The 26,603-nt window shown below is 54.4% G+C and carries 15 protein-coding genes; 1 reads left to right on the forward strand and 14 read right to left on the reverse strand.

Features of this window, described 5'->3' with window-relative positions:
- Positions 1 to 47: 47 nt before the first annotated feature.
- The 9 genes from PKO01S_RS16725 to PKO01S_RS16760 all read right to left on the reverse strand — a co-directional run bounded on the left by PKO01S_RS16725 (position 48) and on the right by PKO01S_RS16760 (position 11,986).
- A complete protein-coding gene (locus tag PKO01S_RS16725; protein WP_127532577.1) occupies positions 48 to 953 on the reverse strand; it encodes a carbohydrate ABC transporter permease in 906 nt (301 codons plus the stop codon).
- Positions 953 to 1,837, reverse strand: a complete 885-nt coding sequence (locus tag PKO01S_RS16730) for a carbohydrate ABC transporter permease (RefSeq protein WP_127532578.1) — start codon at positions 1,835 to 1,837, stop codon at positions 953 to 955. The genes PKO01S_RS16725 and PKO01S_RS16730 overlap by 1 nt, the downstream gene beginning before the upstream one ends.
- 109 nt (positions 1,838 to 1,946) lie before the next feature.
- Positions 1,947 to 3,323 (reverse strand): extracellular solute-binding protein, encoded by a 1,377-nt coding sequence (locus tag PKO01S_RS16735; RefSeq protein ID WP_127532579.1) that lies wholly within the window; start codon positions 3,321 to 3,323, stop codon positions 1,947 to 1,949.
- Positions 3,324 to 3,795: 472 nt separating this feature from the next.
- Positions 3,796 to 3,966: a hypothetical protein gene (locus PKO01S_RS28845; RefSeq protein WP_164779643.1), complete on the reverse strand. Its 171-nt coding sequence runs from the start codon at positions 3,964 to 3,966 to the stop codon at positions 3,796 to 3,798.
- Between the two features lie 27 nt (positions 3,967 to 3,993).
- Positions 3,994 to 6,876: a DEAD/DEAH box helicase gene (locus PKO01S_RS16740; RefSeq protein ID WP_127532580.1), complete on the reverse strand. Its 2,883-nt coding sequence runs from the start codon at positions 6,874 to 6,876 to the stop codon at positions 3,994 to 3,996.
- A complete protein-coding gene (locus PKO01S_RS16745; protein ID WP_127532581.1) occupies positions 6,873 to 8,522 on the reverse strand; it encodes an SWIM zinc finger family protein in 1,650 nt (549 codons plus the stop codon). Before PKO01S_RS16745 ends, PKO01S_RS16740 begins: the two co-directional genes overlap by 4 nt.
- A 145-nt stretch (positions 8,523 to 8,667) precedes the next feature.
- Complete coding sequence (locus PKO01S_RS16750) at positions 8,668 to 10,428, reverse strand: sensor histidine kinase (protein WP_127532582.1); 1,761 nt, start codon at positions 10,426 to 10,428, stop codon at positions 8,668 to 8,670.
- 90 nt (positions 10,429 to 10,518) lie between these two features.
- Complete coding sequence (locus PKO01S_RS16755; protein WP_127532583.1) at positions 10,519 to 11,202, reverse strand: tetratricopeptide repeat protein; 684 nt, start codon at positions 11,200 to 11,202, stop codon at positions 10,519 to 10,521.
- Positions 11,203 to 11,338: 136 nt separating this feature from the next.
- Complete coding sequence (locus PKO01S_RS16760; protein WP_246070602.1) at positions 11,339 to 11,986, reverse strand: cyclase family protein; 648 nt, start codon at positions 11,984 to 11,986, stop codon at positions 11,339 to 11,341.
- A gap of 181 nt (positions 11,987 to 12,167) precedes the next feature.
- Here PKO01S_RS16760 and glsA point away from each other — a divergent pair, with 181 nt between their 5' ends.
- Complete coding sequence (gene glsA, locus PKO01S_RS16765; RefSeq protein ID WP_127532584.1) at positions 12,168 to 13,112, forward strand: glutaminase A; 945 nt, start codon at positions 12,168 to 12,170, stop codon at positions 13,110 to 13,112.
- 1,025 nt (positions 13,113 to 14,137) lie between these two features.
- Here the strand turns inward: glsA and PKO01S_RS16770 are convergent.
- From PKO01S_RS16770 to PKO01S_RS16790, 5 genes are all read right to left on the reverse strand, one after another.
- Entirely contained in the window at positions 14,138 to 15,754 is a 1,617-nt protein-coding gene (locus tag PKO01S_RS16770) for a response regulator (RefSeq protein ID WP_127532585.1), read from the reverse strand.
- Positions 15,755 to 16,016: 262 nt separating this feature from the next.
- Entirely contained in the window at positions 16,017 to 19,184 is a 3,168-nt protein-coding gene (locus tag PKO01S_RS16775) for a glycoside hydrolase family 9 protein (protein ID WP_127532586.1), read from the reverse strand.
- Between the two features lie 123 nt (positions 19,185 to 19,307).
- Positions 19,308 to 21,518 carry a cellulase family glycosylhydrolase gene (locus tag PKO01S_RS29360; RefSeq protein ID WP_246070603.1) on the reverse strand — a complete coding sequence of 737 codons (2,211 nt, stop codon included), beginning with the start codon at positions 21,516 to 21,518 and terminating at the stop codon, positions 19,308 to 19,310.
- Positions 21,519 to 21,634: 116 nt separating this feature from the next.
- Positions 21,635 to 23,677: a cellulase family glycosylhydrolase gene (locus PKO01S_RS16785; protein ID WP_127532587.1), complete on the reverse strand. Its 2,043-nt coding sequence runs from the start codon at positions 23,675 to 23,677 to the stop codon at positions 21,635 to 21,637.
- Between the two features lie 119 nt (positions 23,678 to 23,796).
- The gene (locus PKO01S_RS16790; protein ID WP_246070604.1) at positions 23,797 to 26,454 is read right to left on the reverse strand and encodes a glycoside hydrolase family 44 protein; all 2,658 of its coding nucleotides are present in this window, start codon (positions 26,452 to 26,454) and stop codon (positions 23,797 to 23,799) included.
- Positions 26,455 to 26,603 lie beyond the last annotated feature (149 nt).

Genomic DNA, 26,603 nt, shown 5'->3' on the forward strand with positions numbered 1-26,603 from the left:
CCTTTCCGCCTCAGAGCTGTTACCCCTCGTTACGACTGCTGTTTCTGTTACCCCTTCACACCGCCTGCCGTCATGCCGGCAATAATTTGCCGCTGCAGGAACAGATAGACGATCAGTACCGGAATAACGCTCATAATAACCGCCGCCGACAGCGAAGCGAAGTTCGTCCGGTAGCCGTCGTTGAACGTTGCCATACCGGTCGTCAGCGTCCGCTTCGCCTCCGAGGAAATAAACAGCTGAGACAAAATATATTCGTTCCAGTTCCCGATAAAGTTCAGTATCGTCACCGTCACGAGCGAAGGCATAGACAGCGGCAGAATGACACGGACGAACAATCCCGCTGCACTCATACCATCCATAATGCCCGCTTCTTCAAGCTCGTTCGGGATTGAGATCATAAACGCATGCAAAATAAATACCGTAATCGGAAGCGCATACGTGCAGTATACCAAAATTAAGGACCAGTGGTTATTATATAAATGTAATTCATTAATGAGGCGATAGAGCGGAATGAACAATGCGCTGGCCGGCACGAGCAATCCGAGCAAAATAAATTGATACACGGCTTTGTTCAGCGCCTTAAATTTCATCCGCGCAATCGCGAAAGAAGTAGCCGAAGCAAGGGCCAGCGTCAGCAAACAAGAGACGATCGTAATATACAAGCTATTGAATGCGTAGCCGCCGATGTTGGCGCTCTCCCAGGCTGCTCTATAATTATCGAAGTTGAATGATTTGGGCAGTGCCCATGTGTTGACCGTAATTTCCCGGTTTGTCTTGAACGAAGACATCAACAGCCAGACGAGCGGAAACAGCGTCACGAGAATGTAGGCCCATAGCGTGAAGTGGAACGGCAGACGCTTCTGGCGGATTTGGTACCATAGCGACCCGGATGATCCTTGGGCTGAGCCGATATTCCCTTGTGCCGAAGGCAAGCTTTGCATTGTTTTCGCCATTAGTACTGCACCTCCTCACGACGTCTCGAAATGAGTTGTAGAATGCCTGTCATAACTAGGATGATAATAAACATGGCCACACCGATTGCGCTGCCGTAGCCAAGCTCCATGGAACGGAAGCCGACCTTCAACATATAGGTCGACATGACTTCCGTCGATTGGAACGGCCCGCCATTCGTCATAATTTGAACGATATCGAGCACCTTCATCGTACCGGAGACGGATAGCAGCAGCATAACGAACATCACCGGCCGAATAAGCGGCAGCGTAATGAGCCTCGTCTCGCGCCATGACGTTGCCCCGTCGATATTCGCTGCTTCGACAATTTCCCGGGGAATATTCAAGATGGCGGCCAAGCACAGGACGATGAAGAAGCCGATATTTTGCCACGCGTTCGCAATAAGAATGGACAGCATAGCAAGTTTCGGATCGGACAGCCATTCCTGCGCCCAGCTATCCAAGCCGATGGAACGCAGCACTTGGTTAATCATGCCCGATTCGTAGTTGTACAGCACACCGAACAGAATCGCAACCGTCGAGGTCGAGATGACGACCGGCACGAACACAGCAGACTTATAGAAGCTGCGCAGACGGTTGACTTTACTAATGAGAATCGAAATAAGAACGACAAGCGGAATGTTGATAACAAGCGAGAATACTAGGAAGTACATGTTGTTCCAGAACGACTTGATAAACACTTTGTCATGCAGCAATCTGGTGAAATTGTCAAACCCGATATAAATTTTGTCCGTAATGCCGTCCCATTGATAGAAGCCGTAATACAGCGATTGAACGACCGGGTACAAAAAGAACAACAAGTACAACGCAAGCGTCGGTGCGATGAAAGCGGCGTAAATCCATGGATTGCGAAGCGCTTTGTTCATGTGGTCAGCCTCCTGTTCTTCCAATAAACATGCCATGCAAGCGGGTGCAGTTAGAGGAAGAGGGTGCCTTCCAAGGAAGGACACCCTCTCGTCCATCTATTGCTGTCGCTTATTTTTGAGCGTTTGCTTTCTCTTGCGCTGCTTGAATGTGAGCCGCTACATCTGCCGGCTTCTTCACTTTGCCGATCAGCTCTTGCAGACCTACCCCGATATCAGCCGTTACGCTAGGCTGTACGATTGCGTCGAACGCTTTCCACGAGCTCGAAGCGTTGCTCATGACCGTCAATACGTCGGAGATCAGCGGATCTACGCCGGACAGGTCGGTCAACTTCATCGAAGGCAGCAGTTTGTCTTCAATCAACGTACGTTTTTGCACTTCTTCGTTGAAGAAGTTCGCAATAAATTTCTTAACCATGGCAACTTGGTCTTCGCTCAGGCTAGCAGAGAAACCGAAGCCATTGGAGTAGCTTGCGTTGATCGATTGTTGGTCGCCTTTGCCGCCTGCAATGCTAGGGAACGAGAAGTAGCCGATGTTGCCTTTCAGATCGCCAGCTTCGTCGCTCGTGAAGCGGTTCGCATCCCAGCTGCCTGTGAACAGCATTGCTGCGTCGCCCGCGAGGAATTTCGCGCCTTGGTCCGCATAAGCAAGGCCCAGCGAGCCTTTCGTGAAGTAATCGTTATTAACGAGTGTCGAGTACGCTTCGAAACCTTTGATGAAGTCCGCATCCGTCCATTTCGTCTCGCCTGTTACGACTTTGTTCAGAGCGTCCATGCCGACGTTGCGTTCCATTACCGTGTTCCAGAGCATGCCGTTAACCCATGCGTCTTTCGCTGCGAGCGCGAACGGCGTTTTACCGTTAGCTTTCACTTTGTCAGCCGTAGCGATCAGCTCATCCCACGTCGTAGGAACCGTCAGACCCATGTCCGCGAACATTTTCTTATTATAGAATACAGCTTCGCTGTAGCCGCCGAACGGAAGGCCGTACACTTTGCCGTCTACCGTGAACTCGTCAAGGCTTGCGAATTTGTCCTTGATGCCGAGTTCTTCGATGATCGGCGTCAGGTCGAGCATGCGTCCTGCTTTAACGTACAGGTTCAGGTCAGCGCCGCCGAATACTTCGAAGATGTCAGGCGGGTTGCCTGCTGCCATCTCAGCTTTCAGCTTCTGGTCGCGGTTGACGACCTCGTCGATGCCTTCCATTTCGATTTTCAGGCCTGGATTTTCTTGTTCCGTCTTCGCGACGACATCTTGGAAAATTTTCAGCCGTACTTTACTTGTTTCTTTAATTTGTGTATGGCGGAGCTTGAGCGTGACGTTCTTTGTCTCTGGTGCCGGCTCCTCCTTCTTCTCTTCCGTTGTCGTCGTTGTCGTGCTGCTAGTCGTGTCAGCAGGCTTCTTCTCTTCTTTGTCGGAAGATCCGCAAGCTGCGAGGAACACCGAACAGCTAAGTAGTGTAGCGGCAATCAGGGTCAGATTTTTCTTCATCGTAAGACCTCCTAGATAAATGGTTTATCTTTAATTCTTGTTTGCCTCTTACACTTCTGATTATAAGTGGAGGCCAGCACCCCAAGGAGGTTGAAAAAAACATGAGGCAGGGAGACTTTTATATTGTGATGAATGATCAGGGGTAAAAATTCACGGTAGGACGGATACTTTTGATTTATTGATGTTATATAATATAACATTTTGATAGCGTTTACAATAAAAATGTAGCGATTTCATTTTAAAAACAACACATCTACGTCATTTGTTCGTTAGAACACAACGAGAAACAGGTTGTCTTACTTGAATTATGTTATGTATTTTAACATTAATGAAGAGGGGTAAAAATCAACGATCCATCCGTACAAGCCCGTTCACAGAAGATAATAGTGCCCTCCCGGCAAAAAAAGCTTGAAGCGAGGCTATTGACCTCCGCTTCAAGCTTCGATTCCTCAATACCAATCTCCTGCACCGCTTACTGCTCCCGCAGTTTGCGTACCGCATCCCGTACTGCCGCGTAGAACGGACGCCATGCCGGCAGCGCATCGGCTGGCCCGATCTCCTCATCCGCATCCGCCTGAACAGGTTGACCGCTCTTCACTTGTTCGGCTTGCGCCTGCTCTATATCATCGCGTTCACGTTCCATCGCTTTCCCTCCTCAACAGCCGATTCGTTACCGGCCGAACCTATCCCGGCGCAGAGCGAACAGCTCCCGCAGTTCATCGGTCGACATCTCCGTTACCCATTGATCCGATTGGCTGACAATCTGGTCGTTCAGCGATTGCTTCCGGTCGATCATTTGATCGATCCGTTCCTCGAGCGTGCCCAGCGTAACGAACTTATGCACTTGCACCTTCTTGGTCTGGCCGATCCGGAACGCTCGGTCCGTCGCTTGATTCTCGACGGCCGGATTCCACCAACGGTCGAAGTGGAACACATGATTCGCTGCCGTCAGATTGAGGCCTGTTCCGCCCGCTTTCAACGATAAGACGAAGGCGCAGCCCGGTTCGTTCGGATCGGAAAATTTCGCGATCATGGCGTCGCGCTGCGCTTTCGGCACGCCGCCGTGCAAATACGGCACCGGCAAGCCGATTCGCTCCTCCAGCAGCCGCTGCAGCATCATGCCCATATCGACAAACTGGGTGAAGATAAGGCAGCGTTCGCCTTCCGCCGCAATTTCCTCGACCATCTCGACTATGCGCATCGTCTTATTCGAACGCTCGACATCCCATTCCGGTCCCGTCACGCCGTCGCCGAGCAGAAGCTGCGGATGATCGCACAGCTGCTTCAGCTTCGTTAGCGCAGACAATATCCGTCCGCGGCGCCGCATCGGCCCTTCCTTATCCAGGTTGTCAAGCAGATCCGAGACCATGTTCTCATAGAGTGCGCCTTGCTCAGCGGTCAACGACACGAACATCTTCGCTTCGCTCTTATCCGGCAGAGAGTCGATAATTGCCGGATCACTCTTGACCCGGCGAAGCATGAATGGCCTCGTCCACCTCTGCAGCCCTGCGATCGCTTCTTCATCGCGCGTTCTTTCGATCGGCGCTACGACATGCTGGCGGAACTCGCCAAGCCGGCCCAGATAGCCGGGATTAATGAAATCAAAGATCGACCACAGCTCCGTCAGCCGGTTCTCCATCGGCGTACCAGTCAGCGCAATGCGGTGATAAGCATGCAGCCGTTTAATCGCGGCTGATTGTTTTGTGTTGACGTTCTTAATATTTTGCGCTTCGTCCAGACATAAAGCGTTCCAATCGACCTTATCGAGTTCTTCTTCATCGAGCGGAACGAGCGAATAAGACGTGATGACGATATCCGCGGCAGCCGCAGCTTCCGCGAACGACTCGCCCTTGTCGCGCTTCGGTCCATAATGAACCATAACGTTCAAGTCCGGCGCGAACCTCTCGAGCTCTTTCTCCCAGTTGCCGATGACCGAAGTCGGGCAGACGAGCAGCGACGGCCCGCTTCTGCCAGTTCCCTGCTCCGCCAACCGCTTGACGTATAGCAAATAAACCGTGAATTGTACCGTCTTCCCTAGTCCCATATCGTCGGCCAATACGCCGCCCAGTCCGAACCGGCGCAGAAACGCAAGCCATGACACGCCATGAAGCTGATACGGACGGAGCTGGCCTTGGAACGTTTCCGGCACTTCGACATCCGGAATGCTTCCTCCTTGCTGAAGCTGCTCCAGCCATTTCGACAAGTGGCTGTTCAGCTCTACCTCGGCAGCGAGCGAAATCCCGTCCTCCTCTTCTCCTTCGGCAAGCGGAGAGGTGCCTCGCAAGTGCATTTCAAGCACATCGCGCAGCGTCAAGCCTTTGCGCTTGCCGACTTGCTTCATCCATCGTTTAATCCGTTCGACGTCGGCCGGCTCCAGATGAACCCACTCGCCTCCGACTCGCATAAGCCGCCGATTGTCTGCCGCCAACTGCATAAATTCAGCTTCCGACAAATCGATATTGCCGACTGCAAGCTTCCAATCGAATTGTACGAGCTCGTTCAAGCCGAACATCGGCTGCTCGCTTGAGCCGACCGACGATTTCATCTTCGCCTTCAGCCGGAATTTGCGGGAACGGACCGTCTCCCACCAAGACGGCAGCAGCACCGGGCAACCAGCCTGCAGCAGCTTGAGGCTCGTCGATTCCAGAAACGTATAGGCTTCAGGATCGGTCAATTCCGACCGGATGCTCCCGTCTTCTTGCAATATTTCCGGTGCGGACATCTGCCACTTGAGCCGCTCCCGTTCCAGCCGCTCAGCCATAAGCGGCAGCCAATCAGCCGGCAGATCCTCCTCGCCAACAGGCGAAAGCTGACCATCCACGGCAAGCGGAATCCATGCGCCGCCATCCCGGTGCTGCACAGCGGGGCGAAGCCGCCACCCATGTTCCTCGTCTGGCTCGGCGAGCTGCAGCGCCAGACGGAACGGGAACAGATCCTTGCGGATGCCGGCTGCAACGAGCCAATCCTCTTCGTCCGCAGCGCCGCCTCTCAGCACAGCCGATCCGATGCTGGCAAGCGCCTGATGCCATGCCGCTGCAACGGACTTATCCGAATCGATCAAGCTGTTGACAGCAAGCGTCAGCCACTCATCGGGCGCACCCGCCTGTCCAGCCGACTCCCATCGCTTAAGTAAACTGCGCCATTGCCCGTTCTGCTCCGTCTCCGGCACGTCGAGCCGCCAAGCTGGAAGCTCTGCTGTCCACCTGACGCCGTCGGGCACGAACCATCCTCGCTCCAGCACCTCTTGCAGTTTCTCTCCAGTCTCAAGCACACGCTTGCCGTCATCCGTCCAATCGATGTTCAGCAGCCGGACATGCTTCGGGCCGGCCAAGTAATCGATCGCGAGCAGAGGAGGCAGCAGAAGCGTCGTTCTGCCGAAAGCCTCTTTGTTCTCGATCTCCGAGCCGTACCAGGAAGAGGAGTGCCACGCGAACAGAAGCCTTTTGAGCCGGGCACCGTAAGCCGTTTGGCGCTCCTCCATCACGTATACGCCTTCGCCTGGCGCCCAGCGGGCATCAAGTACGAGCGGCAGATTGATGTCTATTCCTCTCATGGGCGTATGTTTCCTTTCGCCATTTCTTCCTGCAGCGCACGCAGACGATGATACTTGTCGGACAGAAGTCCGACGTACCGTTCCCATTGCTCCTGCTGATTCAACGTCTTGTACAGCTTCTCGAGCTTTTTCATCAGCTTGACCGCAGTTTTGTACCCTTGCCGGTTGCGTGCGCCGATCGCATCGTCGATCGCCTGGTGATAAATCGGCAGCAGCGACTGCGGGGCGCTCTTCGTTGCTTCGCGCACATCCTTCGCATCCAGATCCTCAGGCGACAGCCCCATCAGCAACTGCAAATCGGCCCAGTTCTCGAACTTGCCGAGCTCCAGCCAATGGTCCGCCAGTTCGCTGTAGGAATAGGGAAGCAGCGCAATCATCCAGCCAATCCATTGCGGATTGTCCGGCTGAACGAGATCGGCCTGCCTGCATAAGTAAAGGAAAGGAACGATCGCCCGCGAATTCGCTCCTTGGGACCGCCGTTCGAAGAAGAACTGCATCCATATTTCGAAGCTTTCCCAATTCCGCTGCGTCAATCTCGTCTGCGCATACATTTGAATAAGAGGCTCGATCGGTTCAATCGGAGCATCCTCCAACCGGGCTGCGGCACGCACATCATGTCCTTCGAACATATCGAGTGCAGCCAGCCCGATCTCCGCGAAATAATTTCTCCGCTTGGACTGTTCCGCAGCCGCCTGCATCGCCTCGGAAACGCCAGCGGCAGGCGACGGCTTCGGATAAGCCGACTTACCCTGCTCCGCAGCCGCCTCTTCTTTCTTCCGTTCCAGCCTTGCCCGCTCCGCGGCGCGCCATTTGTCATCGTCAAGCCGGCCGGAGGTCAAGCTCAAATAAAGAAAGTCCCAGCGGAACAGCTCATTCACTCCGTCTGCCGCTTGATTGCGCGCGTACTCGGCAACCGTATCGAACCATTCGGACGACCGTGCCGACCACTCGCGCCAATTCGTCTGATCCGCCGCAATCGATTCGTACTGCTCGATCCACGGCTCCGCCATGCGAGTGAAGCTCATTTGCTGATAATATTTGCTGAACGGATCGACCAGCGTGAACGCCTTCTCCGCTTGGCGCAAAGTGAACAGTATCGCCAGCATCCATTCATACTTTTGAATCGATTTATCCCAATCTCTCGCAAGTCCCTTCAAGCCAAGCAGAACGGACTGCAGCGGATGAAGCGAGTAGCGGCATTGCTTCCAAGCATCGCCGTACAACTCTTCCATCCGTGACGTTATCCGCCGGTAATCGTCCTCTGTCAGTTCGGCCGGTCTGCCGTTGGCAGAAGCCGTTTCCGGAGCGGCAAGCCCCATCAGTCTGCGTCTTGCATCCTCCGGTGAGCGCGTGCCGGACTTCGCGCATGCAGCAAAATAAACAGCTGCCATATGCTTGCAATAATCGCTGTTCGGACATGTGCATGTACTATAGGCAAAATGGCTGACGTCGAGCATGATGCTATACATATCGGTACCGCGTACAGCGCCGATAAGCGTATCGCCGTCCATTAGTTTGACCGATTGTACCCGGCCCTTACTATAATAATCCCAGCCGCGTTCCGCGACAGCCGGCGGCAGATGATCCGCAAGTTCCGACTCCAACGTTTGCAGCAGCATAAGTTCGGTTTGAAATAAGGAGTCCATTCATTCACTCCGTTCATCTTACATTCTTTTCATTATAACATAAGCAGCAGGGTTATTGCTGTAAGTTGGTTCAACGAACAAGGCCCCCGTCACCCGTTGGATGGCGGAAGCCTTCATTCACTTGTCGCGGTTGCGACTATGATTTCTAATAATGCGGCAGCCTAACCGCAAATATAATATATCCGCCGGAATCGGCGCTTATTTGCAGCGTTCCTTTGTACGACTCGACGATCCCTTTGACAATCGACAGCCCGAGCCCTTGATGCCCTTCCGCCTTTGTCGAATAACCTTGCTCAAGCAGCCTACTCTCCGCGATGACCTTCTCTGCATCGTCGCAAGTGTTCCGGATGACGAACTCGAGCTGGCCGCCATCAAGAACGCCTTCAAGCCGGATCAGCCGCCGCTCCTCCGAATATCTCATCACTTCATCGAATGCATTGTCAATCAGATTCCCGATCATGCGCGTCAAATCGAGCGACTTGATGCCGAAGTCCAGCTTGTCCAGTCCCCGGAATACCGTCTCGAACCGGATCTTGCGTTCGTTCGCTTGCGCCAGCTTGGACCGGAGAAGCGCGGCGATCGCCGGATTGCCGATATTGATCATATCGTTCGTCAGTTGGATGTCTCCTGCAAGCTCGCGCGTATAAGACTTTAGCTCGGCCACTTTGCCAAGGTCGGCAAGTGATTGAATCGTCTGCACATAGTTCAGAAAATCATGGCGCTGCGCCTTAACCGACAGCAACAGCTGATTCATTTCGTCCACGTAAGTCAGCTGTGCATCCTTCGCTACTTTGTCGCGCGAGCGCCGGAGATAACTGACGGTCATCATAACCGCAAGCACGCTAAGCGTCGTAATAATAGTAATGATAAGCCCAATATTCAGGAACTGTTGGTCGAGCGAGTCTTGGACGAACTTATAATCGGATACGATGGTCAAAATGTACCGCTCGATCGATTCCCCATCTTTGTCCAATATGCTGGATCCTTTCGGGATTTCGACCGGGATGTACGTCTTCAATACGTGCTTGCCGTTCGTATGCGTATTCACTGTCACGGTCCGGTTCGACCTGTACGCTTCTTCTACACTTGCCGCGTCATCACTCGTTCGATAAGTATATTGGCCGAATATAATCGGCTGCTGCGTAATATGCTCGACCCATTCACCGACCTCGTTCTTCGTCAGTACCGGCCCGCCGAGCGCGAACGTCTCGGGATTAATGCCGGTAATCTCCAGAAGCGACGCATTCTCCTCGACCGCACGCTTGATCATCCGGTTGACGCCTGTCGCTTCCTCATATTGGTGCATCATATCGTTGCTTACATACGGATCAATCATATAGTTGGTCGAACCGTCGTAATAATAGCCCCATTTGTATATTTTCTCGACGTCGGTCGATGCGCTCTCGAATGGTCCGGTCCAGAACTGCTTAAGCGTCTGTCCCCATTTGACGGATACCGGCTCCAACGCAATTAGCTGCTGGAACGCCTTATACCAGGGGTCCCATGTCTTCGAACCGCGGTTAAGCTCCTTCGGATCGGACGATTTCTCGATGATGATATCATCCTTCTCCGCATTCTGGCGGAATAAGGAGATATGCGTCACATCCAGCTTATCTGCCAGCTCCTTCAGTTGCTCGTTCGTCACTTGATCGATGTCCGGATCAAGCGCATATTGAGCCGCTATAGATACGGCGCGAAGCTCGCGGCCGATCTGGTCCTGGAATACTTCTCCGCCCAACCGGGACTGCTCGATCGACAACTGAATCTGCTTGGCTACGGCCATCATTTCGTGGCGCATGCCGTTCTCCAGCGACCGCTTAGCCATAAAATAATAGACGGCATTGTTTATTCCGATTAAGACAACCAGCAATATGATCGTCAACAATATACTATTGCGCCGCTTCATCAATTCGTTGCTCCTCTATGAAGTAATGTCGCGACGATCGCTATTCCATCGCAAGCCGTTCTATGGTGAATGGAGAGGCGACTGAAATCGTTAAACGGTGCGCCGGGCGACAAAGCTAAGCAGCATCCAGCGTCTCTCCTGTCTTTTCTTATATTTAGGAAGCATTCGGTACAGCCGGATTGCTTCATCAAGTGCACGCTTCGCTTCATCCTTCCTGCCAAGCAATATGTTCAGCTTAGCCAGCCGGTAATAGCCTTCGCAGGAGGACGTCTGAATTTGCTGGAACGCTTCCATATCCCGCAGTGCCTTAGGGAGATCCTTCGCTCCAATGATTGCCGCCAGACGCAAGTAGGGCTGGCCGTACTTGACGCGCGGATTGATCTCCAGCGCACGGCGTACCGCCGCTTCGCCTTCTTCGAGTTCCCCCGTACGCAGCAGCGCCGTACCAAGATCGTCCCAATATTCCGCCGACTGCTCGACGGCTTCCCGCTCGCGGAGAGGCTCCAACAGCTCTCTGGCTTGACGGAAGCTGCGCTTCTCAATAAGCAACTTGGCAAGTTCGAGCTTCGCCGTCAGATCGTTCGGATTCATATCGAGCTCCTGCCGCAGCCGGCGAATGCGGCTGAACCGGCGGATCGGTTTCACTAAGCTTGGCGACAACCCGATAAACCGTCGGTCAATCACATACAGAATACCGACCAGGACTATTAGAGCGATAAAGGGATTCCCGAATATCGACCACAGCAGTCCGAACAGCAGAAACTTTCCGATCATCTTGCATCCTCCCATATCCCAATTCATGCTATCATTCTTGCACTCTATCATATCACAATATTAACCATTAACGGCAATGTCACCGATCGATTCGCGGGCCTTACTCCGAACGATTCTAGCCCGCTCCATGAAGCGTTTAGCTGCCGCTCGGTTGCACGGGCACAGACGCGGTTGTTCGGGCAATAATTCTGGCAATGGATGAGTCTGCTTCGATCCGAAGCGGAAGGGCAATCACTTCGAACGGCCCAATGCCGATCAGCCGCTCGGTGTTAGCCAAGTTCTCGGCGATCAATACGTTATTGGTGAACAGCATCTTGTGCACTTGGAACGGGTAACGGTCCGGCGACGGAAAATCCAAACCGACGAGCTTCACCTGCTTGCGGATAAGCAATTCAGCGAAAGCCGGCGTCAGCTCCGGATGCCCGGAGAAATATTCCGGACTGCCGAACTTGTCTCCGTGGCCGGTGCAGACAATAACGATGCTTCTCTCCGGGATCATCTGCTCATAGGACGGCTCATAATCAACCACCGACGCATGCCGAACGTCGAGAAGGACGCCATCGCCGATAAACTGGTCGATCGGCACTTCATGAATCCGCTGTTGAATATCGAGCAGATGCATCGGACCGTCGATATGCGTTCCGGCATGCATATTGATTGACAGCTGGTGGTTGTTGTAGCCGTCAGCGCTGAATGTTCTGGAATGCGTGAGCACGGTTTGATCGTCTCCCGGATATACAGGCAGACCGTCCCGGATACAGTGTGTTAGATCAATGATCAACATGATTCCGCTCCTCTCTCTTTATTTCTATTTATTCGACCCTATACGATCTAATTCCTTGCTCCGCCTCCATAAATGGAATGTTATTGCGTGCTTAAGCTGACAAGATTAGACTAACAGTATCAGAAGAAAATGGTTGGACTGACGGTTATCGATACGCGAACAAGGTTTAGGAGTGATAGCTATGAATGAGCAATGGATGAATTTATCGGCAAATGTTCCGCAATGGCTGAGCGATTGCCGCCCTTACGCTAAGGACGGCAAAGCCGCAGCATACATACCGGCGCTTGCCGCCGCACCGGCGGATGCGCTCGGCGTTTCGATTCTAAGCGCAGACGGCAGCATCATTGCTGGGGGCGAGAGCGGCATGCTGTTCACGATGCAGAGCATCTCCAAAGTGTTCACGCTGCTGCTTGCCCTCATTGATAACGGTGAAGAAGCGGTGTTCTCGAAAGTCGGCATGGAGCCGACCGGCGACGATTTCAACTCGATACTGAAACTCGAGCTTGTCGAACCGGGCATTCCGTTCAATCCGCTCATTAACGCAGGCGCCATTGCAGTCACCTCGCTGATCGGAGGTGCGAGCCCGGATGAGAAGACCGAACGCGTCCTTGCCTTTATGAGGCTTATGGCTGGTGACGATTCGCTCGACTATAACCGCTCGGTAAGCGAATCGGAATCGGCTACCGCATACCGCAACCGCTCCCTCGCTTATTTCTTGCAAGAGAACGGCGTCTTGTCTCCTCATGCGAGCGTCGAGGAAGTGCTGTCCGTCTACTTTAACCATTGCGCAATCGAAGTCACCTGCCATCACCTGGCCCGAATGGGACTCATTCTCGCCCACGGTGGATTCGACCCGCTGACAGAGCGCCAGTTGGTGCCAAGACGCTACGTTCAGATCGCCAAAACATTCATGCTCACCTGCGGGATGTACAACGCATCGGGCGAGTTCGCCATCCGCGTCGGCATTCCGGCGAAGAGCGGCGTCGCAGGCGGCATCCTGGCCGTCGTCCCCGGCCGGTACGGCATCGGCGTCGTCGGTCCGGCGCTTAACAGCCGCGGCAACAGCGTCGCAGGCATCCGGCTGCTCGAGACGATGTCCGTCGAATGCGACTGGAGCATGTTCTAGGGAACACCAAAAAGGATGAGCAGAAATTTTCCTTTTCTGCTCATCCTTTTTAATTGAGTGGTGCGGCGTGCTGGGCATGGCAATAGAGCGGAAAAGGCTGCTCTAGCATGAGATGCATCAACGACTGCTCTGATGAAAGGGATCACACCCTGCGGAGCATGATCCCTTCATTGTATTTCGTACAACCATAACTAGCAGGTTGGTTCGAAATAATATAGTTCGTTGCATTCTATACCACGAACATTTCTATGTTTGCGAAATAAATGGGAGCCTATCGGCATTTGCGTCTTTTTCCATTGCAGAAACTACAATGAACCCTAATTTCGAGCACCTACTGGCCGATTTCATTGTACAAAATGCAACGAGTACGAAGTATGGCCTCCACCTTACAAACTGCTACTCCTCCGTGACTGCCACAGCGACTTAACGGCAATGTACCCTGCGGAGCATGATCCCTTCATTGTATTTCATACAACCATAACTAGCAGGTTGGTTCGAAATGATAGAGTTCGTTGCATTCTATACAACGATAATTTCTAAATTTGTTGAATAAATGGCCCCTTTCGGCGATTGCGTCTTTTTCCATTGCAGAAACTACAATGAACCCTAATTTCGAGCACCTACTGGCCGATTTCATTGTACAAAATGCAACGAGCACGAAGTATGGCCTCAGCAAATAATCGGTTTCCTCGTGCGAACGCTCCTCTTTCACGACAATCGTACCGCCGATGCTATGGCGGTCCAATCTTGGCGCAAGCAACTCCGGCAAGTAACTGCCGTATAATACCGTGCCCGGCTGAAGCCAGCCAAGATCGCCCCGTTCGATGTTCCAAAAGTTCTGATGAGCATCAATTCGTATGTGTGACGGCCACCTTTTCGCATAGTTTCATATGTAAAACAAACAACGTTGTTCAGAAAATGAATATGCCAGGCAGCACTATGCTGCCTGGCATCGTTCTTGTCATCCGTTGTAACAAAGCCGGCTGCAACCGCATAGAGCTTCAAGCTGCCATTGATTCCAGCAGCTACCGCTTGTTTCGCTTGCGGAACTCTTGAGGAGTAAACCCTTCCTGCTTCTTGAACAGCTTCGAGAAATAGGAGAAATTCCGGTATCCCGTAATTTCGGCCACATCGCTTACTTTCAGATCAGATTCGCTTAGTAGCCGCTTCGCTTGTTTCATCCTCTGGTCCATTATATAGTCCGACAAGGATAAGCCGGTCTCCTTCTTGAACAGCCTCGACAAATAAGCCGGGTTAAAGTGGAGAAAAGCGGCTATGTCTTCGCGCGTCAAATCTTGTGAGATGTGCGTCTGCACATACTGCTCGATAAGCTCGATAACGGAAGGCTCGCGATTGCGCCGCTTATCGACCGCATTCATCGCCGCGTCGGTCATCCGCTTCGTCCAGGCTCGCAGCTGCGATAACGATTTGGTCGCTTGCGCCATATCCTCTTGCCGGCTCAGCGATTCCAGAGCATGATCGACGGAGAAACCACTTTTATGGAACGTCTGGTAGATCATCGAAACGAAATGAAAGTAAAACGCTTTCAAATGTTCCTTTGATAACGACTTCTGATTCTCATAAATGCTGAACATCTCGTCTATCCGCCTCTGCAGCTCATCTTTCTTGCCTGATTCGAACAGAACCGACAGCTCCGAAGGCCAAGCAACCGCATTCATGCCCCCTTGATCCTCGTAGAACTCGCCTTTAATAAAGATCGAATCCGACTTGGACACGTTGCGCCTCTCCATATCGAGCAATTCAGCACAGGTGGATGAAATCCGGTCGATCGGACCCGCAGATCCGATATAGCAGGACACATGACCGTAAAAGTACTGATTGCAATCTGCTATAAACCGGCGGCACCGCCATTCCAGTTCCTTCAGCTCGCGCTCTACCGACGCCGCTTCATAGATGATGATGAAGATCGCACCGCCTCTGCATTTCACGACCGTTCCCGGCCAATTGCGCAGCACGGTCTCTCGGGCGGAGTTCATCATCGCATATTCAAGAATATGCTCGTCCCGGCTTCCGAAACTTTGCTTCCATCGATCGACGCTGAGCAGCACCGGCATAAACACATCATGCGGCGAGAACTCCGGTTGAATCATCGACAGATAGGTCGTATGCGGTTCCGTGTCATACGTTTCGCCGCCCGGCTCGATCAGATCGGTCCAGAATCGGTCAACCAGAATATGCTTCTGCGTGCGAAGCAAATTCTCGTAACGCTCCACCCGGTTGTGCATCGAAAGCTTCTGTTTGGTTTCTTCCAGTTTTGATAACGCTCTCATAACGGTTTCCTTCAACCGCTCGTGCCGGATCGGCTTCAGCAAGTAATCGAAGCAGCCCATCTGCAGCGCCGTATGCGCGTAATCGAACTTATCATGCCCGGTCAAAAAGATTGTCTCTGTCGCAACGCCTCTTTTCCTCATCCAATTTAGCAGTTCCAGTCCGTTTTCTCCCGGCATCTCGATGTCGCATATCATCACGTCAATTGCATGTCCGTCAAGCAGTTCTCTTGCCTCTTCCGCATCGGATGCGGCGAACACTTGTGCGATCTGTAGTGACCTCCAATCAATGGTGTCCACTACACTCTTCAATGCGAATGCTTCATCATCGACGACCAGAAGCCGATACATCATCGATACCCCCTTCTCATCCAGGATGCGAATAAGGAGATTCTTCTGTCAGGAAGCACATAACGCTCCCCCTATTAGTCTATCAAATTTTGGGTATGGCGTACAATAATTTCCGTCTATTACGGATGCAAGCGGGCCATGCCGTTCACAGAGCGCTGCCCCGGCGGCTTCAGGCGGAGCCGCCGAGACTTTGCGCTGGCCGGTTAGCGGCATCAGGCCTTAACCTGACGTTGTACGCTGTATTGCCGCCAACAGAAGAATGACGTTACGGCTGCTGGCCCCATACAAGCGTGCCATTCTGATAAAGCGTCACTTTGCTCCAATTTGCATACGCTGTCTTCGTTCCATCGAACGAGTAATCGTTATTTTCATTCCAATTCGACCAGTCCGATTTCGCGATGCGGATCTGAATATCACCGGATTGGCCGCCCGCTGGAATCGAACCTGCACCTGCGCTGAACGACAGCTCAACATACGTGTCGGCGGTCGTCTTAGCAGGTGACACGGACGCGAAAGATCCACTGACATTCGACGAGCCAACCTGCGCATAATCCGTCCAGCAGCTCATTCCGCTTGCACCATCTTTGGTCAAATAGTAGCGAAGCTTCAGACCGCTCAGACCAACCGCAGCCGTGCCCGTATTCTTAATGTTGAACGTGGCATAGATCATATTGTCGGTCGCATTGGCATTATTCACTTTGTATTGAACGGCCAGCGTACCTTCTGGCGGCGTCGTCACCCCTGCTGGCGTCGCGCTTGTCTGCGCGGAATTCGCGCTCTCGCCAGCGGTGTTAACCGCACTAACGACGTAGTAGTACGTCGTGCCGTTCGTCAGCGCCGTGTTCGTATACGTCGTGCCCGTTATGCCCGTCGCGACCGTCGTGTACGGGCCGCCGCTTACAACCGCTCGCTTCACATTATAGCTCGCCGCTCCCGCAGACGCCGTCCACGTCAGTGCCGCCTGCGCGTCCCCTGCTGCCGCCGTCAATCCAGTTGGAGCTGCCGGTACCGTTACGGCCGCCTGTGGCGTCGCGCTTGCTTGCGCTGAATTCGCGCTCTCGCCAGCGGTATTGACTGCGCTAACGACATAGTAATACGTCGCGCCATTCGTCAGCGCCGTGTTCGTATACGAAGTGCCCGTTAATCCCGTCGCGACCGTCGTGTATGGTCCCCCGCTAACAGTCGCCCGCTTCACGTTATAGCTCGCTGCTCCAGCCGAAGCCGTCCATGTCAGCATTGCCTGTGCGTTGCCTGCCGAAGCCGTCAATCCGGTTGGCGCCGCCGGAATCTGCACAGGCGTCGATCCGCCCGGCTCTTCGCCGAACGCTTTCACGCCGTTCAAGTAGACTGGAACGCGGTTGTTAATCGCAGCCGTTGCTGTAATGCCTTGACGGCTCCAATCATTCGCCGGATTCCAATTGCTCTTGAAAGCCGAATCCTGCTTCGCCATAATGGCGAACTGCAGATCGCGGTCGCCGTAGATAGACGCCCCCGACCAATCGAATTGATAATAGTAAATGCCTGCCGCCGCATCGGCTGCCAGCGGTCCCGTAATTTTCACCGCTTGGCCAGTCGCCGATTTCTGTTCGTCATAATAGACGGCGATCGACACGTCGTTAATCGATTGGCCCGCCGCCGTAAGCTCGCTGATGTTGAAATAATAATGGGCGCTCATGCCCGACTCGTTATGCGGCGGATGCACCGACTCGTTGTGTACCGTGATCGTAATTTGCGAACGCTCCGCGTTCTCCTGCTCCAGCTTGCTTTCCGCATAATACTGCTGCACAGCAGCTTCCTTCGGCGGGAAATTCGCAAGCGGCAGCTGGCCTTGACCATAGAAGTCGTATAGTCCGGCCAACGCGCCAACGAAGCCAGCGTTATAATCGACTGCCACCTCGTTCGAAATGTAATCTGTCGTCACGTCGTTATGGACATCGTTCGCGTTCGGCCCGCCGACCAAAGCTCCCCACAGCGTATGCCGGTCGTCAGCCGGCACAAGCATGCTGTTCGTCTTGGAGCCGTGCGCCGCCCGGTGATGCGGATGCTTCGCCGACCCTTCCACCGTCGGAAAGCCGACAATGTAGGAGTAGCCCATCGGATTGTCGCCCATAATGTAATCCATTTGACCTTTGGCCCATTCGGCGAAATCGGTCCGGTTCTTATGCTTGCTATAAATAAGTGCGCATAGCTGTGCCGCCGTATTATAACGCGCCGAACCCCATGTCGAGAGGAACGCATACCCGCCCGGCGTCTTCGCCAAATAATTGGTGTCGCTCAGATCCTGATGCTTCACCGCTCCGCCCGACCAATATTCCAAGTTCCAGCGCGCGTAATAGTCGTATTGGCTGTTGGTTGGAAACAACGTCGCCAGCTTCATAAATACGCCGCCCCATACCGTATCCCAGCTGTGAACCCATTGATTCTGCCATGTATCAGCCGTGCTGTTCATAATCTTCTTCAAATATCCGGTATAAGCGCCGCCTGCCGTCGCTGCCGTAATATCCGTGATGTACTGAGCCGTTCCGGTCGCTTCATACAGCCACACCGCCGCCCAAGACAATTCGTCCTCGTCATAACCGGAGTTATAGAAGCCGTCCGAATTGCCGAGCCCGCGGTACGTCTTGGCGAACGTATAGAGCGCTTTCGCATTGTCCAGACACAATGCCGCGTATTGCGGATCGGTATCCTTCGTATTCAAATACATGATTGCAAGAGCTGCCGCGGCGCCCGCAGCCTGGTCGCTTGCCGGCGTTTCGGCGGTGGCGAACGTCGCAGGGCGCGGATAGGCAGCCGGATCCTGCAGCTCAGGCGGACCCCAATAAGCATGGTCTACCGTTCCGTTGCCGACCATGTAGTTGAACGCGATAACATTGCCGCTAGCATCGCGGAACGTAGACCGCAGAAAGTAATCGCTGAACCACTTCAGCTCTTCCAGCATATGAGATTCTTGCCCGCTCTCGATATAGGCATCCCGGAATTCGTTAAAGCCCCAGCCAAGTGTCGAAGCGGCATACGTCTGCGGCAAGCCGAACTTCACATGGTCTCCGGCATCGTGGAAGCCGCCGCTCAGATCGACGGTGCCGTTGCCGTCCGGATCCAGCACCGCTTTATTGCGCTGGATGAATGCGGCAGACATATTCGTCTGGTTCGACGGGCTGCCGTTAATGCCTAGACCGACCGTCTTGTCTGACAGATCGGAATTACCGCGCCATTCCAGTCGGCCTCCGGTAATGCCTGGTCCCGACTTCTCGGCATCGTAGAAATACAACGATTTCTGCAGAGCCTCTGCATAATTGTATTTGACCGGCGTCGTTGCAGCCTGCGCTGGCCGTACGCCTGCTTCCAACGAAACGATCGATGCGGCAGCGCATAGCGCAACGATTCCGCAATTGCGGACGATGCGGGCAACGCGCGTACCTTGTGTTGTCCTCACGATTGTCCCTCCTTATAGAACACTGTAATCGCAGCAATGCCGGCCGCCCGCGCAAGTTCCGATGATGAAGATAACATCGACACTCTGAAGGCGAACCGGCACTGTTGCTAAAAAATCACGGAATTATGGCTCAATGCCCCACACAAGCGTGCCGCTTTGATACAGCGTCACTTTGTTCCAGTCCGCGAAGGCCGATTTCGTGCCGTCATACGAGTAGTCGTTGCTCTCGTTCAGGTTCGACCAGTCGGATTTCGCGATACGGATTTGGATGTCGCCCGATTGTCCGCCAGCTGCGATCGATCCAGCTGCCGAGCTGAACGAAAGCTCCAGATACGTGTCAGCATTCGTCTTCGCAGGGCTGATTGCACTGAAAGCGCCGCTTACGTTCGCCGTGCCGACTTGTGCGTAGTCCGTCCAGAAGCTCAGGCCGTTCGCCGAGTCTTTCGTCAAGTAGTAACGAAGCTTCAGACCGCTAAGGCTGACTGCCGACGTGCCCGTATTCTTGATGTTGAACGTCGCATAAGCCATGTTGTCGGTTGCGTTCGCATTGTTCACTTTGTATTGCACCACCAGGCTGCCCGTCGGAGGCGTCACCGTTCCGGTTGGTGTTGCGCTTGCAGCTGCGGAGTTCGCGGACTCGCCTGCGCTGTTGACTGCAGAGACAACATAGTAGTATGTCGTGCCGTTCGTCAGGCCTGTGTTCGTATAAGTCGTTCCTGCGACGCCCGTAGCAACCGTCGTGTAAGGTCCGCCCGCCGTCGTTGCACGTTTCACGTTATAGCCCGTTGCGCCAGTTGAAGCCGTCCATGACAGTGCCGCTTGTGCATTGCCTGCCGTTGCCGTCAGACCGGCCGGTGCTGCCGGAACCGTTGGCGTCGTGCTGCCTGTCGGCGTAGCGCTTGCTTGCGCCGAGTTCGCGGACTCGCCTGCACTGTTCGTTGCGCTGACGACATAGTAGTACGTCGTGCCGTTCGTCAAGCTCGTGTTCGTGTAGCTCGTTGCCGTAACGTTCGCCGCCACGTTCGTGTAAGGACCGCCGCTCGTCGTCGCGCGCTTGACGGTGTAGCTAGTTGCACCGCTCGATGCCGCCCAGCTGAGTGCTACTTGACCATTGCCTGCCGTTGCTGCCAGGCTTGCAGGGGCAGCAGGTACAGTCGTCACCGGAGGATTCGTGCCGATCGGTTTCATAATGCGGTCGAGCATCGCTTGCTTCGGCGCGTTCCACGTCAGCCAGTCGTCCAGCAGCAAGCCGCCGGTGTCGCCGCTGTTCGGGTTGAGCGACCAGTACGTCCAGTACAAATCGTTAGCTTTAATATAATCGACCAGCTTGTTCTGCCAGATGCCTTCCTTGCTCGTCAGATCGACGCCGCGGCCGCCGAACTCACCGACGAGGATAGGCGCGATATTTTCTTTGCTGATATAACCCCAGTGCGCATCCCAAATGCCAGGCATGTTGCTTGGGAACGATGCATCCTCGAACCACGTTTGGGTCGCTACGCCCGGACCGTAATCATGCGGCGAGTAGACAAGGCGATTCGCGACATCCAGACGAACCGGATAGTTGCGCACCCCTTTCAGGTTGCCGCCCCACCAGTAGTTGCTGGTCTCGCCTTGAACGTTCGTCTGAATGCCTTCGACGAGAATGAGCCAGTTCGGGTTAGCTGCCAAGATGGCATTGCCGGCGCGTTCCGAAGCAAGGCGCCAGTCCGTTGCCGTATCGCCCGTTCCCCACGAAGCCGTACCGTGCGGCTCGTTATGCAGGTCCGCGCCGATTACAGTCGGATTGTTCGCATAACGTTTCGCCAGCATGACCCAGTCGCTGATCCAGCGGGCTTCGGAATATTTGGATGTGTACCACAGCTCCGACTGGCCGCCGGAATCCGGACGGTGACGGTCGAGAATGATTTGAATGCCGCGCTCGCCTGCCTCTTGAATAACGCGGTCCATCAGTTGAATCGGCGTCATGCCTTGCAGATCCGGGTTCGTCGCCGTGTTCAAGCTTGTCGGCATGCTGCCCGCATCAAACATTTGATTGCAGTATGGAAGACGGATCAAGTTGTAGCCCTTCTGCTTGATTTGGTCCATAAAGCTGTCAAGCGAATACGACCACAGACCGTGAGGCGAGTAGTTCGCCGTCTCGAAGCCGAACCAGTTCAGCCCGTTGAAAACAGCTGGATTGCCGGCTGCATCCAATATCCGGCTGCCGGACGTATGATAGTAGCCGAGTGATGTTGCAGCGTTCGCTTTGCGGACGCCTTCCACTGCGAGCATAGAGCAGATCAGAGCTGCAGCAAGCAGCATCATGCCCCATTTTTTGAACGAAGTCGTTGCCATTACCTTTCATCTCCCTAGTTTAGCCGTACGGAAGCGATGCCCCCGTCCGCTCCTTGCGAGCGGGCGGGAACTCATCGGTCCGCCGCATTCTTGTTACCGATTATTCTTGTTACCGATTAAGGCTCGATACCCCATACCAGCGTACCGCTTTGATAGAGCGTCACTTTGTTCCAGCTCGCATATGCCGACTTCGTGCCATCGTACGAGTAGTCGTTGTTCTCGTTCAGATTCGACCAATCGGACTTCGCGATGCGGATCTGGATATCACCGGATTGTCCGCCGGCTGGAATCGATCCCGCCGCAGAGCTGAACGACAGCTCCAAATACGTATCCGCATTCGTCTTCGCCGGGCTGATTGCGCTGAATGCGCCGCTTACGTTGGACGTGCCGATCTGCGCGTAATCCGTCCAGAAACTCATGCCGTTCGCGGAATCTTTCGTCAAGTAGTAGCGCAGCTTCAGTCCGCTCAGGCTAACAGCTGTTGTACCCGTGTTCTTAATGTTGAACGTCGCATAGATCATGTTGTCCGTCGCGTTCGCATTGTTCACTTTATATTGGACCGCCAGCGCGCCTGTCGGATCCGGAGGCGTCGTCGTGCCGGCCGGCGTCGCGCTCGCTTGCGACGAGTTCGCCGATTCGCCTGCGCTGTTCACAGCCGAGACGACATAGTAGTACGTCGTGCCGTTCGTCAGCGCCGTGTTCGTGTACGACGTGCCGATTACGCCCGTCGCTACCGTCGTGTACGTGCCGCCTGCCGTCGTTGAACGTTTCACATTGTAGCCCGTTGCGCCTGACGATGCCGTCCAAGACAGCGCCACTTGTGCGTTGCCCGCCGTCGCCGACAAACCCGCAGGTGCTGCCGGAACCGTAACGGACGCTTGCGGCGTTGCGCTTGCTTGCGACGAGTTCGCCGATTCGCCCGCGCTGTTCACAGCCGAGACGACATAGTAGTACGTCGTGCCGTTCGTCAGCGCCGTATTCGTGTACGAAGTGACCGAGACGCCCGTAGCGACCGTCGTGTAAGGCCCTCCATTCGACGTCGAACGTTTCACGTTATAGCTCGTCGCGCCCGTGGAGCCCGTCCATGTAAGCGTCGCCTGCCCATTGCCCGCCGTTGCGCTCAGGTTGGCTGGCGCTGCCGGTACAGTCGGCTGCGTCACGGAGCCCTCGAGCATTTTGGACCGGACATATTGGCCGGAAGAAGTCAGATCGCTGAGCGCCCAGCCGCCGCTAGTGCTCGCGCTCGGCAGAAGCGCAGCCGAAGATTCGGCCTTCGTCGCGATCGACCAGTTCACCCAACTGATTTTTTTGCTGTTGAGGAAGTCCAGCCACTGCGTCGATTCGGTCGGATATGGACCGCCGTCGCCCGTTGCCGTACTCGTTCCCCATTCCGTCGAGAAAACCGCAATGCCCTTGTTAAGCGCATAGTTCACTTTGTCGCGCAAATATTGGCCGTGCGTACCTGCGTAGAAGTGCATCGTGTACATAATGTTGCTGAACGCCAGCGGACTATCCGCCGCTTGATCGACGTCCTGGCTCCATGTCGGTGTGCCGACGATGATGATGTTGTCCGGGTCAATCGCGCGGATCGCCGGAATGACGTCCTGCGCATAAGTCTTGATGGTGCTCCAACTTACGCCGTTCGGCTCGTTGGCAATTTCATAAAGTACGTTCGGATAAGAGCCGTACAATGTTGCCATTTCTTTGAAAAAGGCGATCGCTTCCGTCTTATGCTTGTTCGGGTCGCCATCGGACAAGATATGCCAGTCGATGATGACATAGATACCCAGGTCAATCGCCGCCTGCACCGCTTCCTTCACTTTGTCCTTCAGTGCCGGGTTCGTGATGTATCCTTTCTCCTCTGTATAGAGAGCGACGCGATATACCGTTGCCCCCCAATCGTCCCGCAGCCACTGGATGACGTTCTTATTCACGTAATTGCCGTAATACTGAACGCCGTGCGAACTGGCTCCCTTCAACTGGATCGGCTGTCCGGATGCGCTGACCAATTGATTGCCGGACACTTTGATTTGACCGTATGTCGGTACGATCGGTCCTGCCGCGTAGCTCTTGTTATGACCTGCCGGAAGCAGCAAACTGAGTACCAGCGTCAGCACGAGCAGCATGAGAAGTCCTTTGCGATTTGCCGCAATATACATGTCGCAATTCCTCTCCTTTGTTCAAAATGGAGAGGGAGCAGGCAGGTTCGGAATGAAACCGCTGACAATCGGTCCGTCGGAGCCGGGTTGGCCGGCGACAGCCGCTCCCTCCTTGAGCATTAAGGCGCAACGCCCCACACCAGGATGCCGCTCTGGTGCAGCGTCACTTTGTTCCAATTGGCGAACGCCGATTTCGTGCCGTCGAACGAGTAATCGTTGCCCTCGTTGAAGTTCGACCAATCGGACTTCGCGATTCGAATCTGAATATCGCCAGACTGTCCGCCTGCCGGGATCGATCCCGCTGCAGAGCTGAACGAAATTTCGAGATACGTATCCGCGTTCGTCTTCGCCGGGCTGATGGCGTTGAATGTGCCGCTGACCGTATTCGTTCCGACTTGCGCGTAGTCCGTCCAGAAGTTCAGACCGGCGCTCGTCGTATCCTTCGTCAAGTAATAGCGCAGCTTCAGATTGTTCAAGCTGACCGGAGACGTGCCGGTGTTCTTAATGTTGAACGTCGCGTAGATCATGTTATCCGAAGCGTTGTTGTTATTCAGCTTGTATTGAACCTGCAAGCCGCTAGGAGGCATGATCGGCGCCGACGGCGTCACGCTCACTTGTGCTGAATTCACGCTCTCCGCGCTGCTGTTCACTGCCGACACGACGTAATAGTACGTCGTATCATTCGTCAGGCCCGTATTCGTGTAGCTCGTCGACGTCACACCTGCCGCTACCGTCGTATACGGTCCGCCGCTTGTCGTCGCTCGTTTCACGTTATACGAGGTTGCTCCGGACGATGCGCTCCAGCTTAGCGCCGCTTGGGCATTGCCTGCAGTTGCCGTCAGGTTCGTTGGTGCCGCTGGCAAAGGAAGAATGATTGCCGGCGTCGCGCTTGCTTGTGCTGAATTCGCCGACTCGCCCGCGCTGTTCACGGCAGAGACGACGTAATAATAGGTTGTACCGCCCGTCAGACCCGTGTTCGTGTAGCTCGTCGCCGTTAAGCCCGTCGCTACCGTCGTGTACGGTCCGCCGCTTGTCGTCGAACGTTTCACGTTGTAGCTCGTTGCTCCCGCAGATGCCGTCCAGCTTATGCTTGCTTGCGCATTGCCTGCCGTCGCCGTCAGACTTGCCGGAGCCGAAGGTGCCGAAGGAACCGTATCCGTCCCTGCTTTGAGCACGATGTGGTAAGCCGTGAGCGGCGGAACCGTATACGTGAATTGGTTACCGCTAATGGAGGAGATTGCGCCAACCTGCGTAATCGACGTGCTAGTGCCGTCAAAGCCGTACACAGTACCGGACGTGTAAGACTTGTCTCCCGCGATTTGAATAGCAGCATTCATCGGACTGTCGAAGCTTTTGTTCAATACGATCAAATGAAGCTCTCCATTGGTATTGTCCTTGACTGACGCATATATGGAGCTGTTCGCGACGTCCGAAGTATCGGCCTTGACGTGAATATCTCCGAATTTCGAGCCGTTGCCGTCGTAGTTGCGGTAAAGCTTGAACGCCGAGTTCACATAGTCGGAGTTCGTCTCCGTCTTCCAGAACGAAGCGAAATGAAGTCCGGACTTGCCGAAAATGCCGAGCGCATCCGCTTGTGCGATACCGCCCGAAATATCTCCTTCTCCGCCGTAGCTGTACTCGGTAATCGCTAACTTCGTACCCGGATAGTACGTATCGATCGAAGATTTAAGCTTCGGAATGATCGGAAGATAGCTGGCGAATGACTGCGCGATCCAGCTGCTTTCGAGATACGTCTGGTCCCACAGCGAGCGCGGCGCCTGAACGCGGGCCTTCTGCAGATCCGCATTGCCGGTCCCGTTGAACACGATGCGCTGACCGCCGCCTTGCGCTTCGGGATACCAGTGAACGTCAAGCACATCGAGCAGGCGTGTGCCGGCCGTCTGGGAAGCCTGCTTCATCTTATCGAGGTAGTAATCGACATACCAGTTGTAGCTGCCTTTCTCCGATGCCCAGTCCGGCGCATCCTGCAGCGCATAGTAACCGTAGAAGCCGTACAACGCAGGGCCGAAAATTTCTGCCGCCGGGTCGACTGCTTTGACCGCCTTCGACAGCGCAACCGATTTGTCGACCAGCTCTTTGGCGCCTACCGGGGCGGAATGGATGCGCGGATGTGTCGATGACCATAGCGCCGGCTCGTTATCGAGCGAGTAGCCTTTAACTCCTGTAGCTGTCGCTGCAGAACCATATTTTTGAACAAGGAAGTTCACTTCCTCGTCCATGTAAACCTTGTTATCGCTCGTATCAGGCGTCAGCGAGAAAGCGCTGCCTTTCGCAGGCACGACTTGCCGCCATCTTGCCGAAGGCGCCGCCTCGCTCTCCGCAACGGCTCCGTTCTTGTCCGCAGCGACGTATCCCGCCATCTGCAGGGTCACAAGCGAGTAGTTCCCATTCGCAACCGAAATGTCATGGAATTGGGTTACCGCTGCGCCTGGAGCATTACAGCCGCTGACAGTCGTGTTGCACAGGAAGTCGTCGCTGGAATGCAGCCAGTCGCTGCCGGCATTCGAAGCGTTGTTTTCCCAGTTGTAGCCGGTCAGCCGGTTGCCGCCGTAGCGGCGAGCCGAATAGTCGCCAACATTGGAGAAATCCTGATTAGTTCCGTAAATATACGGGCTGATATTCGCTCTCTCCGATCCCGTGTTCACGGTAAAGGATACATTGACCGGAGCCGCAAGCGCGGACGGCGCCAATGGGACGAGCGTGGACAGCAGCACAGCCGTGCTCATGACGGAGGCGATGCCTATCTTCTTTTTCAACGTAATTGTCTCCTTTCGGCGATGGTTTGGAAGCAGCCAAAAGCAGCAGCGCCGCCTTCCAACAGATCAACTGCTTAAGCTGCCATGGATTGCTGACGGGTATTCGCTTCTCTTTGCTATAGGGCTTTGCTATAGGCGCAAAGAACCGC

The sequence above is a fragment of the Paenibacillus kobensis NBRC 15729 genome (assembly GCF_004000825.1).
Taxonomy (GTDB): domain Bacteria; phylum Bacillota; class Bacilli; order Paenibacillales; family Paenibacillaceae; genus Paenibacillus_T; species Paenibacillus_T kobensis.

What these genes read in the sequence shown, in the direction of transcription:
- PKO01S_RS29360 (WP_246070603.1), bottom strand. Translation starts at nt 21,518, where the DNA reads ATGGCAACGACTTCGTTCAAAAAATGGGGCATGATGCTGCTTGCTGCA.
- PKO01S_RS16760 (WP_246070602.1), bottom strand. Translation starts at nt 11,986, where the DNA reads ATGTTGATCATTGATCTAACACACTGTATCCGGGACGGTCTGCCTGTA.
- PKO01S_RS28845 (WP_164779643.1), bottom strand. Translation starts at nt 3,966, where the DNA reads ATGGAACGTGAACGCGATGATATAGAGCAGGCGCAAGCCGAACAAGTG.
- PKO01S_RS16740 (WP_127532580.1), bottom strand. Translation starts at nt 6,876, where the DNA reads ATGAGAGGAATAGACATCAATCTGCCGCTCGTACTTGATGCCCGCTGG.
- PKO01S_RS16755 (WP_127532583.1), bottom strand. Translation starts at nt 11,202, where the DNA reads ATGATCGGAAAGTTTCTGCTGTTCGGACTGCTGTGGTCGATATTCGGG.
- glsA (WP_127532584.1), top strand. Translation starts at nt 12,168, where the DNA reads ATGAATGAGCAATGGATGAATTTATCGGCAAATGTTCCGCAATGGCTG.
- PKO01S_RS16730 (WP_127532578.1), bottom strand. Translation starts at nt 1,837, where the DNA reads ATGAACAAAGCGCTTCGCAATCCATGGATTTACGCCGCTTTCATCGCA.
- PKO01S_RS16750 (WP_127532582.1), bottom strand. Translation starts at nt 10,428, where the DNA reads ATGAAGCGGCGCAATAGTATATTGTTGACGATCATATTGCTGGTTGTC.
- PKO01S_RS16745 (WP_127532581.1), bottom strand. Translation starts at nt 8,522, where the DNA reads ATGGACTCCTTATTTCAAACCGAACTTATGCTGCTGCAAACGTTGGAG.
- PKO01S_RS16725 (WP_127532577.1), bottom strand. Translation starts at nt 953, where the DNA reads ATGGCGAAAACAATGCAAAGCTTGCCTTCGGCACAAGGGAATATCGGC.
- PKO01S_RS16785 (WP_127532587.1), bottom strand. Translation starts at nt 23,677, where the DNA reads ATGTATATTGCGGCAAATCGCAAAGGACTTCTCATGCTGCTCGTGCTG.
- PKO01S_RS16735 (WP_127532579.1), bottom strand. Translation starts at nt 3,323, where the DNA reads ATGAAGAAAAATCTGACCCTGATTGCCGCTACACTACTTAGCTGTTCG.
- PKO01S_RS16770 (WP_127532585.1), bottom strand. Translation starts at nt 15,754, where the DNA reads ATGATGTATCGGCTTCTGGTCGTCGATGATGAAGCATTCGCATTGAAG.